We start from the raw sequence: 14,539 nt of genomic DNA on the forward strand, positions 1-14,539 counted from the left end.
CCTGCACGCTCCACCTGACGCGCTCATGCTGAGATGGCGCACCATCGAGGACACTAATCCGGTTTAGAAACAGCGTCGCCTTCCTGCGCGACCCGTCCCGCCTCGGGGCGGCGGCCGCGCAACTGCTGGTCGACGATCCGAGCGAACCGGAGACCCGCACCATCGCCCTTCCGAGCCCGCAACTCGCGGTCCGGGCCTCATCTGCACAATCGGTGCACGTGTCGTAACACAACGGAAATTTCCGGCACGTAGGCTGGAGGTCCGTGGATAACTCGAAGGTCACCAAGCACATCTTCGTCACGGGGGGCGTCGTCTCCTCGCTCGGCAAGGGCCTCACGGCATCTTCGCTGGGGAGCCTGCTCGTCGCACGCGGACTCCGCGTCACGATGCAGAAGCTCGACCCCTATCTCAACGTCGATCCCGGCACCATGAACCCGTTCCAGCACGGTGAGGTGTTCGTCACGGAGGACGGCGCAGAGACCGACCTGGACATCGGTCACTACGAACGCTTCCTCGACGTCGACCTGGGCCGCGACGCCAACGTCACGACGGGGCAGGTCTACTCGAGGGTCATCGCAAAGGAACGCCGCGGCGACTTCCTCGGCGACACCGTCCAGGTGATCCCGCACATCACCGGCGAGATCCGCGACCGGATGCTCGCCATGGCCTCCGACGACGTCGACATCGTGATCCACGAGATCGGCGGCACCGTCGGCGACATCGAGTCGCTTCCCTTCCTCGAGGCCGCGCGCCAGGTGCGCCACGAGATCGGCCGCGGCAACGTGTTCTTCCTGCACGTCTCCCTCGTGCCCTACATCAAGCCGTCCGGGGAGATGAAGACCAAGCCGACCCAGCACTCGGTCGCCGCGCTGCGCCAGGTCGGCATCCAGCCCGACGCCATCGTCTGCCGCGCCGAACGCGAGGTCAGCGCCTCGCTGAAGCGCAAGATCGCGCTCATGTGCGACGTGGACACGGAGGCGGTGGTCTCGTGCGCCGACGCGCCGAGCATCTACGCCATCCCGAAGGTGCTGCACGCAGAAGGCCTCGACGCCTACGTCGTGCGCCGCCTCCAGGTCCCGTTCCGCGACGTCAACTGGACCAGCTGGGACGACCTTCTCGAGCGGGTCGACTACCCCCGCAACCAGGTCAGCGTCGCGCTGGTCGGCAAGTACGTCGATCTGCCTGACGCGTACCTCTCCGTCTCCGAGGCGCTGCGCGCGGGCGGATTCGCGAACCATGCCCGGGTCAACCTGAAGTGGGTGCGCTCCGACGACTGCGACACCCCCGAGGGAGCCGAGCGTGAGCTGGGCGACGTCGACGCCGTCTGCGTGCCGGGAGGATTCGGCATCCGAGGCGTCGAGGGGAAGCTCGGTGCCCTCCGCTACGCCCGCGAGCACCGGATCCCGACGCTCGGCCTGTGCCTCGGCCTGCAGTGCATGGTGATCGAGGCGGCGAGGAACCTGGCGGGCATCGACGCCGCGGCCTCCAGCGAGTTCGACCCCGACAGCCCCGACCCGGTGATCGCGACCATGGCGGAGCAGGTCGACATCGTCGACGGCGGGGGAGACCTCGGCGGCTCCATGCGGCTGGGTTCCTACCCGGCGGTGCTGCGGGAGGGCTCGATCGCCGCCTCCGCCTACGGCACCACCGAGGTCACGGAACGGCACCGCCACCGCTACGAGGTCAACAACGCCTACCGTGACCGGCTCGAGGAGGCGGGGCTCGTCGTCTCCGGCACCTCGCCCGACGGTGGACTCGTGGAGTTCGTCGAACTTCCGGCCGACGTGCACCCCTACTACGTGGCGACCCAGGCCCATCCCGAGCTGAAGTCGCGGCCCACCCGCCCGCACCCTCTATTCTCGAAGCTGATCGAGGCCGCCCTCGCGAGGGCAGGGAGAGAGAGCTGAACAGATGCGCGGTGACCAGCCGATGAACTGGAGCGTCCGCTCCAGGGAGGTGCTCGGAGAGGGGCACGTGTCCTCCTTCGTCAACGAGGAGATCGAGACCCCGTCCGGCGAGGTGATCCGGCGTCAGTTCCTGACCCACCCCGGGGCCGTCGCCGTGGTCGCCTGGCGCGAGGACACCGACGACATCGCGGTGCTGCGCCAGTACCGGCACCCGGTCAGGAGTGAGCTCGTCGAGATCCCCGCCGGGCTGCTGGACCTGGACGGGGAGCCCTATGTCGTCGCCGCCCAGCGCGAGCTGGCGGAGGAGGTCGCGCTAGCGGCCGAGCGATGGGACGTCCTGGTCGACATCTGCTCGACGCCAGGGGCGTGCGAGGAGACGCTGCGCATCTTCCTCGCCCGCGACCTCTCGCCGACCGAGCGCCCCGACGGCTTCGTCCTGGAGGGCGAGGAGGCGCACATGACCTGGGACTGGCAGCCCCGCGAGGAGCTCGTGGCTGCTGTGCTGACCGGGGCAGTCGAGTCGCCCTCCCTGGTCAGCGGCATCCTCGCGCTCGAGACTGCGCGCCTGCGCGGAACGCTCGACGACCTCCGCCCGGGCGATGCCCCGTGGCCGATCCGGGAGCGATGAGCCTCGCCCTGACCGAGGCCCTCGCGGACTACCTCAACCACGTCCGGGCCGAACGGGGGCTCTCGGCCAACACCGTCGCGGCCTACCGGCGCGACCTGAACCGTTACGTCGGGTTCCTGGCCGGGCGCGGCGTGACGCAGGTCGGGGAGGTCACCACCGTCGACATCACCGAGTTCGTCAGGCACCTGTCTGAGGCCCAGGCGCCCGCCTCGGTCGCCCGCCACGTGGTCAGCGTCCGCGGCCTGCACGCCTTTCTCGTCGACGAGTCGCTGACCCGCGACGACCCGGCCGCCGAGGTCTCCCCGCCGAAGCTGACCCAACGGCTGCCGAAGGCGCTCAGCGTCGACGACGTCACCCGCATCCTCGACGCGCCCGACCGCACGAGCGTCGTCGGGCTCCGCGACGCCGCCCTGCTCGAACTCCTCTACGGGACGGGGGCCCGCGTCTCCGAGATCTGCAGCCTCGACGTCGACGAGGTCAGCGCGGCGCTCGCCGATCCCGATGCGGGGCTGCGGCTGCTCGGAAAGGGAGGCAAGGAGCGGGTCGTCCCGATCGGCAGCTATGCGGCAGGCGCCGTCAGCGACTACCTGGTGCGCGCCCGGCCGAGCCTCGCGCAGGCCTCAGCGCGACACGATCCGGCGCTGCTGCTCAACCAGCGCGGGCGCAGGCTGAGCAGGCAGTCGGCCTGGGCGGTGATGCAGCGGGCCGCTGAGGGGGCAGCCATCCGGGCCGAGGTGTCCCCACACTCGTTGCGCCACTCGTTCGCCACCCACCTGCTCGACGGGGGAGCCGACCTGCGGGTCGTGCAAGAACTGCTCGGCCATTCATCCGTCGCGACGACGCAGATCTACACGCTGGTCACGATCGAACACCTGCGCGAGGTGCACGCGGCCGCCCACCCACGCGCCCGCTGAATCGGGGTCAGAAGGCGGCCAGGTTCTCCGTCGACTCGTCCCAGCGCAGCAGCCGTCCGAGCCTGCGCACCGCCTCCGGGCTGCCTTCGACGAGCCCTGCCGCCGCGGCCTGCGAGGCCGTGCGGTCGCCGTGCCACAGCGTCGCGAGCACATCGGCCGCGAGGGTGACCTCGGCCTCCTCGTCGCTGCGCTCGACACGTCCGACACCGTCCTCGGCGCTGAGCCGCCACACCCCGTCGAGGTAGCCCATCGCGTCGGTGACGCGCAGCACAACCTCGCCGTCGGCGTCGAACGCCCTCCCCTCGACTGCGGCAGGCAGGTCGAGCAGGCGCAGCCACACGCCGTCGCCCACCTCGGCCACCTTCGCGGCGCGGGAGTCGGCAAGAGACAAGATGAGGTGGTCCGGCAGCGTCGACGGCGTCGCGAGCAGCGTCTCGATCAGATCCATCTCCGCGAGCGCCTTCCAGAGGGCCCGCGCCACGTCCGGATCGGCGGCGCACACCTTGAACACCTCGGCCTTGGACGACTCCTCCCATCCCTTGAACCGGAACAGCGCGAACCCGTCCGGCGTGCCTTCCTCGTCGAAGTGGACGGCGGCGCGCAGCGACTTCGACGGGCCTGCGGCCTCGGAGTCCCACGCGCCGGTGTCGAGCAGGAGGTGCACGTGCTGGTGCCCGACCGCTCCGCGGTGGGCGGCCTGGTGGGCGGAGGTGAGGTCCTTCCAGTGGTCGTTCAGGAACGACGGGTCGACGAACTCGACGCTTCCGCCGGCCACCGTGACGCCGTCGCGGTATCCGAAGCGTCGGGTGTCGATCTTCAGCTCGCAGCCCCGGCCGACGGGGCCGAAACCGAAACGACCGTAGATGGTCGCCTCGCTGGCGGTGAGCACCGCGAACGGCACCCCGTCGTCGCGTGCGGCGTCGAGCTGTCGGCGCATCATCTCCTTCAGCAGGCCGCGACGACGATGGCTCGGCAGCACCCCGATCGTGTTGACGATCAGGACCGGCTGCAGGCCGCGCCCGTGATTGATCGTGTTCCTCGCCACGTTGAACGCGGCCACCGGCTGGCGACCACCGAGGCCCGGCCCCTCGGTGGTGACCATGCCGAGCACCGCGCCGTCCTCGCGGCGGTGGGCGCGAAACGTCGCGACGCCCTCGTCGGCAGCGCGCGAGTCGAGGAAGACGGTGCGGAAGATGTTGACGTAGGACGCCCAGATCGGATCGTCGTCGGGAGTGTCGAGGGGCAGCACGGCATAGCTGTACGGGGCACGCATGGGGGCAAAGCTACCGGCAGCGCCCACCCCCGCACGGGTCGAGGCCGTGCCCCGGCGGGTCGATCATCGGTCGGGGGCTCATGGCCTGCCGCCGTCCCGGCATACTAGGGTGGTTGCACACCGCAGAAGGAAGGAAGCGACGTGGCTGAAGAAGGGCTGTTCGAGGGTCCTCAGTTCGCTGTTCCCGACGCGCCGGGTTCGTCGACGCTCGTCGACACCGGAGCCGTCGGGCCTACGGGGCGACCCCTTCCCGACTTCCCGGAGCCACGCAAACCTGCCGACGGCCCGAAGCACGCGACCATCATCTCGATGTGCAACCAGAAGGGTGGAGTCGGCAAGACGACCACCACCATCAACCTCGGCGCCGCACTCGCCGAGATCGGCTTCAAGGTGCTGCTCGTCGATTTCGATCCGCAGGGTTCGCTCTCGGTCGGCCTCGGCGTCAACCCGCACACGCTTGACACGTCGATCTACAACCTGCTCCTCTCGCGCGACCACACCGCAGACGAGGTGATCCGCGAGTCGAGCGTCGACGGCCTCGACATCCTCCCGAGCAACATCGACCTCTCGGCCGCCGAGGTGCAGCTCGTCAGCGAGGTCGCCCGAGAGCAGACCCTGACCCGCGTGCTGCGGCCGCTGCGCAAGGACTACGACTTCATCCTGATCGACTGCGCGCCGAGCCTCGGCCTGCTCACGATCAACGCGCTCACCGCCAGCGACTATGTGATCATGCCCCTGGAGTGCGAGTTCTTCGCCCTGCGCGGCATCGCGCTGCTCACCGACACAATCTCGAAGGTCCAGGACCGGCTCAACCCCGACCTCGGAGTGCTCGGCATCCTCGGCACCATGTACGACGCCCGCACCCTGCACAGCCGCGAGGTGCTCGAACGCGTCGTCCAGGCGTTCGGCGACGACGTGTTCCACACCGTCATCCGGCGCACCATCAAGTTCCCGGAGACGACGGTCGCCGGAGAGCCGATCACCACCTACGCCTCCGCCTCGCCGGGCGCCGACGCCTACCGCCAGCTGGCGCGCGAGGTACTCCAGAGGTGCGAAGAAGAGTGAGCAGGCGAGCATCGCTGCCCGGCGCCTCCGAGCTCTTCAGGCCGACGCGGTCGGTCCCTGAGCCCGAGCCGACACCCGCGCCGGAGCCGACACCGGAGAAGAAGCAGAAGGCCTCCAAGGAGACCGAGCCGCAGGAGGGCAAGCCCGCGGCGAGCGGCCGCGTGCGCCACGACCACAAGATCACCGTCTACTTCAGCGAGGAGGAGCTCCTCGCCCTCGAGGACGCCAACCTCGACCTGCGGCGCAGCCACGGCATCCGCGTCGACCGCGGACGCATCGTCCGGGTCGCGGTGGCACGGGCGCTCGCCGACCTCGCCGAACAGGGCGCGGACTCCTACCTGGTCGACGAACTGGGATCGTGAGCCGGGCAAAGGCGGCCGGGGGCCAGCCTCGCGACTCCGTCGCCGGGTTCGAGGTGCACCTCACCAACTTCGAGGGCCCCTTCGACCTGCTGCTCAACCTGATCTCGCGGCGCGAACTCGACGTCACCGAGGTGGCGCTCAGCCAGGTGACCGACGAGTTCATCGCCTATGTGCGCGTCGGCGGGGAGGTGTGGGATCTGGACAAGACCTCATCGTTCCTGCTGGTCGCCTCCACCCTGCTCGACCTCAAGGCCGCCCGCCTGCTTCCCGGGGGCGAGGTCACCGATCCCGAGGACATCGCCGCGCTCGAGGCGCGCGACCTGCTGTTCGCCCGGCTCCTGCAGTACCGCGCGTTCAAGAAGCTCGCCGAGTGGATCGCCGCCACGATGACCGCGGCCGAGACGACCTACTGGCGCCCGGGCGGGCTGGAGGAACAGTTCCGCGACGTGCTTCCCGAGGTCGAGCTGAAGCTCACCGCTGACGACGTGGCCAGGCTGGCCGCCCAGGCGATGACACCGCGACCCGAGCCCATCGTCGAACTTTCACATCTGCACGCAAGCACCGTGAGCCTCTCCGAGCAGGTGGCAAAGGTCGCTCAGATGCTGCGCGACGGGGGAGCGGCGACCTTCCGTTCGCTCATCGCCGGCTGCGACAGGCTCACCACCGTCGTGCGCTTCCTCGCCGTGCTTGAGCTGTTCCGCGCCAGCCAGGTCGCGCTCGAGCAGCTCTCGCCACTTGGCGAGCTGACCATCCGCTGGACGGGGGGCGACGAGGAAGCGGTCGAGGTCACAGACGAATACGGTCCCACCGAACAAGAGGAGCAGACATGAGCCTCGCATCGGCCCTCGAGGCCATGCTGCTGATGGCAACCGAGCCGACCACTGTCGACGAGTTGGCCGCGGCGCTCGATGCACCGGCCGACGCCGTCGAGGCCGAGCTGCGCGCCGTCGCCGACTTCTACGACCGGCACGAGCGCGGGATCCGGCTGCGGGCGGTGGCGGGCGGCTGGCGGTTCGCGACCGATCCACAGGTCGCCGGGGAGATCGAGGCCTGGCTCGTCTCCGAACAGCGGTCGCGGCTCAGCCAGGCCGCCTTGGAGACGCTGTCGGTGATCGCCTACCTGCAGCCCGTCTCCCGCGGACGGGTCGCCTCGGTGCGCGGCGTCAACGTCGACGGGGTGGTCAAGACGCTGCTCGTGCGCGGCCTGATCCGGGAGGACGGAGGCGACGCCGTCACCGGGGCCATGACGTTCGTCACGACCCCGCTCTTCCTGCAGAAGCTGGGCCTCAACTCGCTCGCCGAACTGCCCGACTTGGCGCCGTTGCTGCCTGACGCCGTAGCCTTGGAGGCTGAACTGGGGCAACTGGCCGGCGCGGAGCCCGGCCCGGACCCGGCGGAGGAGGACACCGATGAGTGAAGACACCGAGGGCATCCGGTTGCAGAAGGTGCTGGCGGCTGCCGGGATCGCCTCGCGCCGGGCAAGCGAGATCCTGATCGACGAGGGCCGCGTGGAGGTCAACGGCAAGGTCGTGACCGAGCAGGGGATGCGGGTCAACCCGGAGACCGATCACATCCGCGTCGACGGCTCGCGGATCCCGCCGCCGCGGCGCCACATGTACCTGGTGCTGAACAAGCCGCGCGGCGTCGTGTCGACCATGGACGACCCCGAGGGGCGCCCGACGCTCAGCGACTACCTGCCGAGGACGAAGGAGCGGCTGTTCCACGTCGGACGGCTCGACACCGAGACCGAGGGCCTGATCATCCTCACCAACGACGGGGAGTTCGCCCACCGGCTCGCGCACCCCAGCTACGAGGTGCCGAAGACCTACCACGTCCAGGCGGCGGGGGTGATGGACAACCGCACCCTCAAGCGGCTCGAGAAGGGGGTCACCCTCGAGGACGGGCCAGTCAAGCCCGACAAGGTCAAGCTGATCTCGCGCAGCCAGTCGAAGACGCTGCTCGAGATCACGCTGCACGAGGGGCGCAACCGCGTCGTTCGCCGCATGATGGACACGGTCGGACACCCCGTCGACCGCCTCGGACGCACCCGGATCGGTCCCGTCCGGCTCGGCACCCTTCCGGTCGGGGAGACGCGGGAACTCTCCCGCGAGGAGCTCGGGGCCCTGCTCGATCTGATCAAGATGTGAGTGTGTTGGCACCCTCAGCTACCATTTCCGGCGTGACTTCAACCTCGAAAAACCTCCGACGCGTCCTCCTCGGGACCGCCGCGGCGGCGCTGATCACGCTCAGCGCCTGCGGTGGCGAGGACCCCGGCGCCACCGAGACGTCGATCGCACCGACCCCGAGCGCGGCCCAGTCTGTGAGCCCCGCCGCGACGCCGACCCCGACGGCCTCGGTCTCGCCTGCGGCCGACCTGAGCGCGGTGAAGGTCAGTGACGAGGACACCCCGGTCGTGACCGTCGAGACGCCTTGGGCGATCGCCAAGACGCAGTCGAAGGTGCTCAAGCCGGGCACCAGCGCGCAGAAGGTCGGTGAGACGGCGACCGTCTCGATCAACTACGTCGGCGTCAACGGCCGCACGGGCGAGATCTTCGACAGCTCCTACGAGCGCGGCGCCCCGGCGTCGTTCCCGCTGGATGGTCTCCGCCCCGGCTTCAAGCTCGGCCTCCAGGGCCAGCAGGTCGGTTCCCGCGTCGTGATCGGCGTGACCCCGGAGGACGGGTACCCGCAGGGCACCCAGGACGGCCGCATCGCGCCCGGCGACTCCCTGATCTTCGTCGTCGACATCCTCTCGGCCAGCTTCGACGAGGCGACGGGTGAGCCGGTCGCCCCTGCAGCAGGGCTCCCCGCCGTCACGCTGAAGGACGGCAAGCCGGAGATCGCCATCCCCGCGGGAGCGAAGGCTCCGACCGAGCTGCAGATCCAGCCGCTGATCAAGGGCACGGGCGCTCCCGTCGCCGCCGACTCCACCGTCTCCGTGAAGTACCGCAGCTGGAACTTCGCTGACGGAGCCCTGCTCGAGGACGCCTGGCAGGCCCAGGCCGGCCCGCTTCCCAAGCTGATCCAGGGCTGGCAGAAGGGACTCGTCGGCCAGCCCGCCGGGTCGCGCGTGCTGCTTGTCGTCCCGCCCGCGCAGGCCTACCCCGACGGTCGGCCGAGCGCCACGCCGTCGCTCGCGCCGGACCAGACGCTTGTCTACGTGATCGACATCCTCGACGTTCAGGCCGCGGCTTCCTGAGCCAACGCCCCGTCGACCCAGGTCGCACCCTGAAAGAAGCGCTGATCGCCAGGCATGGCGGCCAGCGCTTCTTCGGTCGTGCGGCACTCGCCGAGACCGAGCGAGGAGCTGAGCAGCGCCAGCACCTCCGACGGGTCGGCGGCGAGGTCCCGCAGCGAGACGGCGCCGTCGCGCTTGGCGAGTCGCTGGCCTTCGGCGTTGAGCACCAGCCCGATGTGGGCGTAGGTCGCGGGTGAGCCGCCGAGCTGGGCAGTCAGCCACGCCTGTCGTGGCGCCGAGCTCAGCAGGTCGACCCCGCGCGTGATGTGGTTGACGCCCATCGCGACGTCGTCGACCACGACCGCGAGGTTGTAGGCGTACTGGCCATCCCCGCGGACGAGGACGAAGTCGTCCACCTCGCCCGTGACCGGACCGGCGTGCACGTCGTCGACGGTGAAGCTGGCGCCGCGCGCGTCCACCCGGATCGCGGGGGAGCGGACTGCCCGCAGTTGCGCACGGCGCGCCGCGGTGAGCTCGCGGCAGGTGCCCGGGTAGGCGCGGTACCCGTCGTGCGGCGCCGAGGCCGCCTCGGCGATCTCGCGCCTCGTGCAGAAGCACTCGTAGGTGGGAAGCGAGGCGACCGCGTCCCGGTACAGCTCGAGGCGCTCCGACTGGCGCACCACGTCGCCGTCCCAGCCAAGTCCGAGGGAGGCGAGATCGGCGAGCTGGCGGGCCTCGACGCCGGCGGCCGCCCGCACCCGGGCGGTATCGAGGTCCTCGACCCGCATCAGCCACCTTCCGCCTGCGCTGCGCGCGAGCAGCCATCCGGCCAGCGCGGTGCGCAGGTTGCCCAGGTGGAGGTCCGAGGTCGGACTCGGCGCGTAGCGGTCGACGATCATGGGTCAATCTTGCCCGGTCATGCTGGGTGCCGCCTTGAGCACTTTCCCGGACTCGTCGAGTCTGCGAGCGAACACATCGCGCCCGAAGCGCAACGAACCCGGAAAAGTGCTCATCTGAGACCCTTGCATCGAGCGTGGTGGCGCCGTGGTCACGCGCGGAGCATCGAGTAGCCTGACTGGCATGTCAGCCAGGAAGTCCGAGCGGTTGGTCAACCTGCTCATCGCCCTGCTCAGCACGCGTCGCTTCCTCACCAAGCGGGAGCTGCGCGAGATCGTGGAGGCGTACCGAGGCTCGAGCGACTCGGCGTTCGAGCGCCAGTTCGAGCGCGACAAGGAGGAACTCCGGGCGATCGGCGTCAGCATCGAGACGGGAAGCAACGACGTCCTCTTCGAAGACGAGGAGGGCTACCGGATCAACCGGGCCGACTTCGAACTGCCGGAGATCGCCTTCACCGCGGCGGAGCTGTCCGCCCTGGCCCTGGCCGGCCAGGTGTGGCAGGACAGCGTCGCGGCGGATCACACGGCCCAGGCCTTCGAGGCGCTCAGCGCCGGAGGGGCTGCGCCCGACCCGTCGCTCGTCCCGACGGTGCGCCCGCAGGTCAGCATCGCCGAGCCCGACTTCGACATCGTCTACGACGCCGTCGTGCGGCGGGTCGAGGTCTCCTTCGGCTACGCGGGACGACCCCGCCGGCTCCAGCCCTGGCGGATGCTGCAGCGCCGCGGACGCTGGTACGCCTTCGGCTACGATCCCGAGCGAGGGGCCGACCGGTTCTTCAAACTCTCCCGCTTCACCGCCCCCGCGGCCCAGGTCGGAAGACCCGGCGCGTTCGAGGTCCCAGCCGAGGCGCTCGAGTGGTCGAACCGGCTCGAGCCGAGCAACGACGCCACCGCCGTCGTTGCCCTGCGCGACGGCATCTCCCACAACTTCGGCGACGTGGAGCCCGTCGACTGGCCCGCACCGGTCCCCGACGGATACACCGCCGTACGGGTCGCACTGGTCACCCGTGACGCGATCGTCGGCGAGGTCGCGGCCGCCGGCCCCGACGCCGTCCTGCTCGACCCGCCGGAGCTGCGTGCCCAGCTGATCCAACATCTGAGGGAGGTCTCGGCATGAGATCCGGGGAACAGCTCACGCGACTTCTGCGTCTCGTGCCCTACCTGAGCTCACGGCCCGGCGTCCAGGTCTCGGCCGTCGCCGAGGCCTTCGGCGTCCCCCCGAGGCAGATCATCCGCGACCTCGAGGTGCTGCAGTTCTGCGGGCTCCCGGGAGGCTACATCGACGACCTCTTCGACGTGGACATCGAGGCCGTCCGGGACGAGGGACGCATCGACTTCCGCAACGCGGAGGTCCTCAACCGACCGCTGCGCCTGCGCCCCGCGGAGGCGGCGAGCCTGCTCGCTGCGCTCAGGCTCGTCGTCGACGTCGCGGGGGAGTCGGACGCGGCCGCCACCGCCCTGCGCAAGCTCGAGGCGGCCGTCGGCAGCGAGGACGACCGGGTGAGCGTCGCCGTCACCCCGACCGATCCCGGCCGACGCGCCGCGCTCAGCACCGCCATCGCCGAACGCCGCGTCGTGACGCTCACCTACCGGCGCCCCGGAACGCCGGACGGGTCCGTCGCCGAGGTCGAGCCCGCCCGGCTGAGGCTCGTGGACGGCTACTCGTACCTCGACGCCTGGAGCCGCCCACGCGGGGCCTGGCGCAGCTACCGGCTCGACCGGATCCAGGCGGTCCAACTCTCGGACGAGCGCTTCGAGCCGCGCGGCGAGCCGCCGACGGGATGGTTCGACGACGTCCCGGAGCGGCTGAGCCTGACGGTGCGCGACGACGCGCGGTGGATCGCCGAGTACTTTCCGACCACCTCCGTCGTCGAGACGGGTGACGGCCTGTGCGTCACCTTCCCCGTCGCCTCACGCGACTGGGCCATCGGGCTCATTCTCAGGCTGGGTGTCTCGGTGGTCGACGTCTCCGATGCCGACCTTCACGCCGAGGCGAAGTCCCGTGCCAGGGAGGCGCTCGCGCATTATCCGCACGACGTGGAGTAGCATTCCCGCGTGACCTGGATCGTGATCATCGGCATCCTGGCGGCGGCGGGACTCATCGCGCTCGTCGTCTACGCGGTGCTGCTCGTCCAGAAGGTGGGCGACGTCCGCCACGAGATCGCGGTCGTCGAAGACCGGGTCACCCAGGTCACCGCCCTGCTGGGACAGCTTGAGCTTCCCCCGGGCAGGCGCGACTAGACTGTCTGGTGAACGCAGCGGCGCGTAGTCGCTGCCAAGGAAGGGAAAAACCATGCCACCTGGTGGATGGGAACTGGCCATCGTGCTCGTCGTGGCCCTGCTGCTGTTCGGCGGCTCGCGCCTCGCCGGAGTCGGCAAGGGCATGGGTCGCTCGATCCGTGAGTTCAAGGACGAGGTCAAGGGCGTCGAGGAGAAGCCCCAGAACCCCGAGGTCGTGGACGCCGAGATCGTCCAGCCCGAGATCGACCGCAACCGGGTCGAGAACAACCACAAGACCGAGAACTGATCCATGACGGCCGCATCTGCTGCATCGACGGAGGAGAAGCCCCGTCGGTTCGGTTGGCTGCGGCCCCCGCAGGGCGGTCCCGGTGGGACGATGTCGCTGTACGACCATTTGCGGGAGCTGCGCTACCGCGTCACGGTCGCCGCCGCAGGCATCATCGTCGGGGCCCTGATCTGCATCTTCTTCTACACCTGGCTGATCGACTTCTTCCTCGCCCCCTGGGAGCGCGCGAAGCGGACCCTCGAGGCGTCCGGGGCAAGTCTGGAGATCGTCAACACCGGCGTCACCCAGCCGTTCACGCTCGCGGTGATCGTCTGCGTCCTCGGCGGTGTCGCGATCGCAGCGCCGATCTGGCTGTGGCAGGTCTGGGCCTTCGTTGCGCCGGGCCTCGTGGCCAAGGAGAAGCGCTACGCGCTGACCTTCGTGGGCGTCTCGCTCCCGCTGTTCTTCGCCGGCTGTGCGCTCGGTTACATCGTCTGGCCGAAGGGCATCGAGATGCTCCTCGGCTTCACCCCCGACAACAAGGGGATCACCAACCTGCTTGACCTCCAGAACTTCCTGGGCATGGAGATCAAGGTGATGATCGTCTTCGGGCTGAGCTTCCTGCTCCCCGTCGTCGTGGTCGGGCTGAACATGGCAGGCGTCGTGCGCGGCTACCAGCTGAAGAAGGCCCGTAAGGGCGTCATCTTCGGCAGCGTCGTGCTCGCCGCGGTCGCCACTCCGACGACCGACCCCTTCTCCATGCTCGCCCTCGCGGTCCCCGTCACCGGCATGTTCTTCATCGCAGAGGTCATCTGCCGGGCATGGGACAAGAAGCGCGGCATCTCGGAGGAACAGGCGGAGGAGTTCGCCATCGATCTGGCCGACGGCAAGTGAGCGTCGAACTCGCGAAGCGACGCCTCGTCAGCGTCGTGTGCAACGCCCGCTCCGGCGGTGGAAAGGCGGGCCGCGCGCTGCCGAAGGTCGCAGCGCGACTCCGCGAGGGGTTGCCCGACGCCGAACTCCACGTCGTCACCTCCACCTCCTTCGAACAGGCCCGCGACCTGACCCGATCGGTCGCGCTCACCGCGCAGCCGGGAGACATCGTCGCCGTCATGGGAGGCGACGGCATGGCCCATCTCGGCCTCAACGCGTGCGCAGGCACCGACGCGACCCTCGCCGTCATCCCCGCCGGGACCGGCAACGACCTCGCCCGAGGGGCCGGCGTGCCGGGCAGCGTCAAGGAGGCGGTCGAGGCGCTGATCAGGGGCAAGGCCAGCCGGTTCGACCTCTCGCTGCTGACGAACGCGAGCGGCTCGCGCTACGTCGGGGCGGTCGTCTCCAGCGGCTACGACGCGCGCGTCAACCGGGCGACCAACGACATCAGGCTCCGCTTCGGCGCGCTCAGCTACGGCTACATCGCCCTGCGGGAGCTGGCCTCCTTCGATCCGCTGCGCTACCGGCTCACCATCGACGGCGTGCAGCACGAGGTGAGCGCCATGATGGTCGCCATCGCCAACACCGGCATCTTCGGCGGCGGCATGCGGATCGCCCCCGACGCCGACCCGACCGACGGCCTGCTCGACGTCACGATCATCCACGAGGCCTCGCGCACGAAGCTGCTCCGACTGCTCCCGTCGGTCTACAGCGGCAAGTTCGTCACGAACCCCGTCGTCGAGCGACTCCGCGCAAAGGTCGTCGAGTTCGACGGGGACGACCTCTTCGTGACGGGCGACGGCGAGGAGATGGGCGAGGTGCCCGCGCGGGTCGAGGCCGTGCCCGGGATCCTGAACCTCATCGTCGGCTGACCTGC

General features: G+C 69.9%; 17 protein-coding genes. 15 read left to right on the forward strand and 2 right to left on the reverse strand.

All coding sequences use genetic code 11. The features are described from left to right. Positions 1-263 precede the first annotated feature (263 nt). From pyrG to xerD, 3 genes are read left to right on the forward strand one after another with little or no spacing between them, the layout of a single operon-like run. Positions 264-1,907, forward strand: a complete 1,644-nt coding sequence (gene pyrG / locus BW733_RS14820; protein ID WP_077351679.1) for a CTP synthase — start codon at positions 264-266, stop codon at positions 1,905-1,907. Between the two features lie 4 nt (positions 1,908-1,911). Further along, complete coding sequence (locus BW733_RS14825; RefSeq protein ID WP_077351681.1) at positions 1,912-2,535, forward strand: NUDIX domain-containing protein; 624 nt, start codon at positions 1,912-1,914, stop codon at positions 2,533-2,535. After that, positions 2,532-3,449: a site-specific tyrosine recombinase XerD gene (xerD, locus tag BW733_RS14830; protein ID WP_077353044.1), complete on the forward strand. Its 918-nt coding sequence runs from the start codon at positions 2,532-2,534 to the stop codon at positions 3,447-3,449. Before BW733_RS14825 ends, xerD begins: the two co-directional genes overlap by 4 nt. A 7-nt stretch (positions 3,450-3,456) precedes the next feature. Here the strand turns inward: xerD and BW733_RS14835 are convergent, their stop codons facing one another. After that, entirely contained in the window at positions 3,457-4,722 is a 1,266-nt protein-coding gene (locus tag BW733_RS14835) for a GNAT family N-acetyltransferase (protein ID WP_077351683.1), read from the reverse strand. Between the two features lie 156 nt (positions 4,723-4,878). Between BW733_RS14835 and BW733_RS14840 the strand changes: the two genes are divergently transcribed. From BW733_RS14840 to BW733_RS14865, 6 genes are read left to right on the forward strand one after another with little or no spacing between them, the layout of a single operon-like run. Continuing rightward, on the forward strand, positions 4,879-5,787 hold the full coding sequence (locus BW733_RS14840; protein ID WP_077353046.1) for a ParA family protein: 909 nt from the start codon (positions 4,879-4,881) through the stop codon (positions 5,785-5,787). After that, positions 5,784-6,149 carry a hypothetical protein gene (locus BW733_RS14845; RefSeq protein ID WP_077351685.1) on the forward strand — a complete coding sequence of 122 codons (366 nt, stop codon included), beginning with the start codon at positions 5,784-5,786 and terminating at the stop codon, positions 6,147-6,149. The genes BW733_RS14840 and BW733_RS14845 overlap by 4 nt, the downstream gene beginning before the upstream one ends. Continuing rightward, the gene (locus BW733_RS14850) at positions 6,146-6,979 is read left to right on the forward strand and encodes a segregation and condensation protein A (protein WP_152024745.1); all 834 of its coding nucleotides are present in this window, start codon (positions 6,146-6,148) and stop codon (positions 6,977-6,979) included. The genes BW733_RS14845 and BW733_RS14850 overlap by 4 nt, the downstream gene beginning before the upstream one ends. After that, the gene (scpB, locus tag BW733_RS14855; RefSeq protein ID WP_077351689.1) at positions 6,976-7,566 is read left to right on the forward strand and encodes an SMC-Scp complex subunit ScpB; all 591 of its coding nucleotides are present in this window, start codon (positions 6,976-6,978) and stop codon (positions 7,564-7,566) included. Before BW733_RS14850 ends, scpB begins: the two co-directional genes overlap by 4 nt. Further along, positions 7,559-8,296 (forward strand): pseudouridine synthase, encoded by a 738-nt coding sequence (locus tag BW733_RS14860; RefSeq protein ID WP_077351691.1) that lies wholly within the window; start codon positions 7,559-7,561, stop codon positions 8,294-8,296. Before scpB ends, BW733_RS14860 begins: the two co-directional genes overlap by 8 nt. Before the next feature lie 32 nt (positions 8,297-8,328). Continuing rightward, entirely contained in the window at positions 8,329-9,348 is a 1,020-nt protein-coding gene (locus BW733_RS14865; RefSeq protein ID WP_161490255.1) for an FKBP-type peptidyl-prolyl cis-trans isomerase, read from the forward strand. On the opposite strand, the gene gluQRS is transcribed toward BW733_RS14865, so the two are convergent. Continuing rightward, entirely contained in the window at positions 9,330-10,226 is an 897-nt protein-coding gene (gene gluQRS, locus BW733_RS14870) for a tRNA glutamyl-Q(34) synthetase GluQRS (protein ID WP_077351693.1), read from the reverse strand. The genes BW733_RS14865 and gluQRS overlap by 19 nt on opposite strands. A gap of 181 nt (positions 10,227-10,407) precedes the next feature. On the opposite strand from gluQRS, the gene BW733_RS14875 reads away from it, so the two are divergent. Genes BW733_RS14875 through BW733_RS14900 form a run of 6 tightly spaced genes read left to right on the forward strand, consistent with a single transcriptional unit; the run spans position 10,408 to position 14,534 of the window. Continuing rightward, positions 10,408-11,340, forward strand: coding sequence for a helix-turn-helix transcriptional regulator (locus BW733_RS14875; protein WP_077351695.1), 933 nt, complete (start codon positions 10,408-10,410; stop codon positions 11,338-11,340). Continuing rightward, on the forward strand, positions 11,337-12,269 hold the full coding sequence (locus tag BW733_RS14880; protein WP_077351697.1) for a helix-turn-helix transcriptional regulator: 933 nt from the start codon (positions 11,337-11,339) through the stop codon (positions 12,267-12,269). The genes BW733_RS14875 and BW733_RS14880 overlap by 4 nt, the downstream gene beginning before the upstream one ends. A gap of 9 nt (positions 12,270-12,278) precedes the next feature. Further along, positions 12,279-12,464 (forward strand): hypothetical protein, encoded by a 186-nt coding sequence (locus BW733_RS14885; protein ID WP_077351699.1) that lies wholly within the window; start codon positions 12,279-12,281, stop codon positions 12,462-12,464. A 52-nt stretch (positions 12,465-12,516) separates the two neighbouring features. Beyond that, positions 12,517-12,750 carry a twin-arginine translocase TatA/TatE family subunit gene (locus BW733_RS19900; RefSeq protein WP_077351701.1) on the forward strand — a complete coding sequence of 78 codons (234 nt, stop codon included), beginning with the start codon at positions 12,517-12,519 and terminating at the stop codon, positions 12,748-12,750. 3 nt (positions 12,751-12,753) lie between these two features. Next, positions 12,754-13,623, forward strand: a complete 870-nt coding sequence (tatC, locus tag BW733_RS14895) for a twin-arginine translocase subunit TatC (protein WP_077351703.1) — start codon at positions 12,754-12,756, stop codon at positions 13,621-13,623. After that, positions 13,620-14,534, forward strand: coding sequence for a diacylglycerol/lipid kinase family protein (locus BW733_RS14900; RefSeq protein WP_237268220.1), 915 nt, complete (start codon positions 13,620-13,622; stop codon positions 14,532-14,534). Before tatC ends, BW733_RS14900 begins: the two co-directional genes overlap by 4 nt. Positions 14,535-14,539 lie beyond the last annotated feature (5 nt).

This window comes from Tessaracoccus flavescens (assembly GCF_001998865.1).
Lineage (GTDB): Bacteria > Actinomycetota > Actinomycetes > Propionibacteriales > Propionibacteriaceae > Arachnia > Arachnia flavescens.

Coding starts and splice junctions, on each gene's coding strand:
- BW733_RS14835 (WP_077351683.1), bottom strand. CDS start 4,722: ATGCGTGCCCCGTACAGCTATGCCGTGCTGCCCCTCGACACTCCCGAC.
- scpB (WP_077351689.1), top strand. CDS start 6,976: ATGAGCCTCGCATCGGCCCTCGAGGCCATGCTGCTGATGGCAACCGAG.
- xerD (WP_077353044.1), top strand. CDS start 2,532: ATGAGCCTCGCCCTGACCGAGGCCCTCGCGGACTACCTCAACCACGTC.
- BW733_RS14825 (WP_077351681.1), top strand. CDS start 1,912: ATGCGCGGTGACCAGCCGATGAACTGGAGCGTCCGCTCCAGGGAGGTG.
- tatC (WP_077351703.1), top strand. CDS start 12,754: ATGACGGCCGCATCTGCTGCATCGACGGAGGAGAAGCCCCGTCGGTTC.
- BW733_RS19900 (WP_077351701.1), top strand. CDS start 12,517: ATGCCACCTGGTGGATGGGAACTGGCCATCGTGCTCGTCGTGGCCCTG.
- gluQRS (WP_077351693.1), bottom strand. CDS start 10,226: ATGATCGTCGACCGCTACGCGCCGAGTCCGACCTCGGACCTCCACCTG.
- BW733_RS14880 (WP_077351697.1), top strand. CDS start 11,337: ATGAGATCCGGGGAACAGCTCACGCGACTTCTGCGTCTCGTGCCCTAC.
- BW733_RS14875 (WP_077351695.1), top strand. CDS start 10,408: ATGTCAGCCAGGAAGTCCGAGCGGTTGGTCAACCTGCTCATCGCCCTG.
- BW733_RS14860 (WP_077351691.1), top strand. CDS start 7,559: ATGAGTGAAGACACCGAGGGCATCCGGTTGCAGAAGGTGCTGGCGGCT.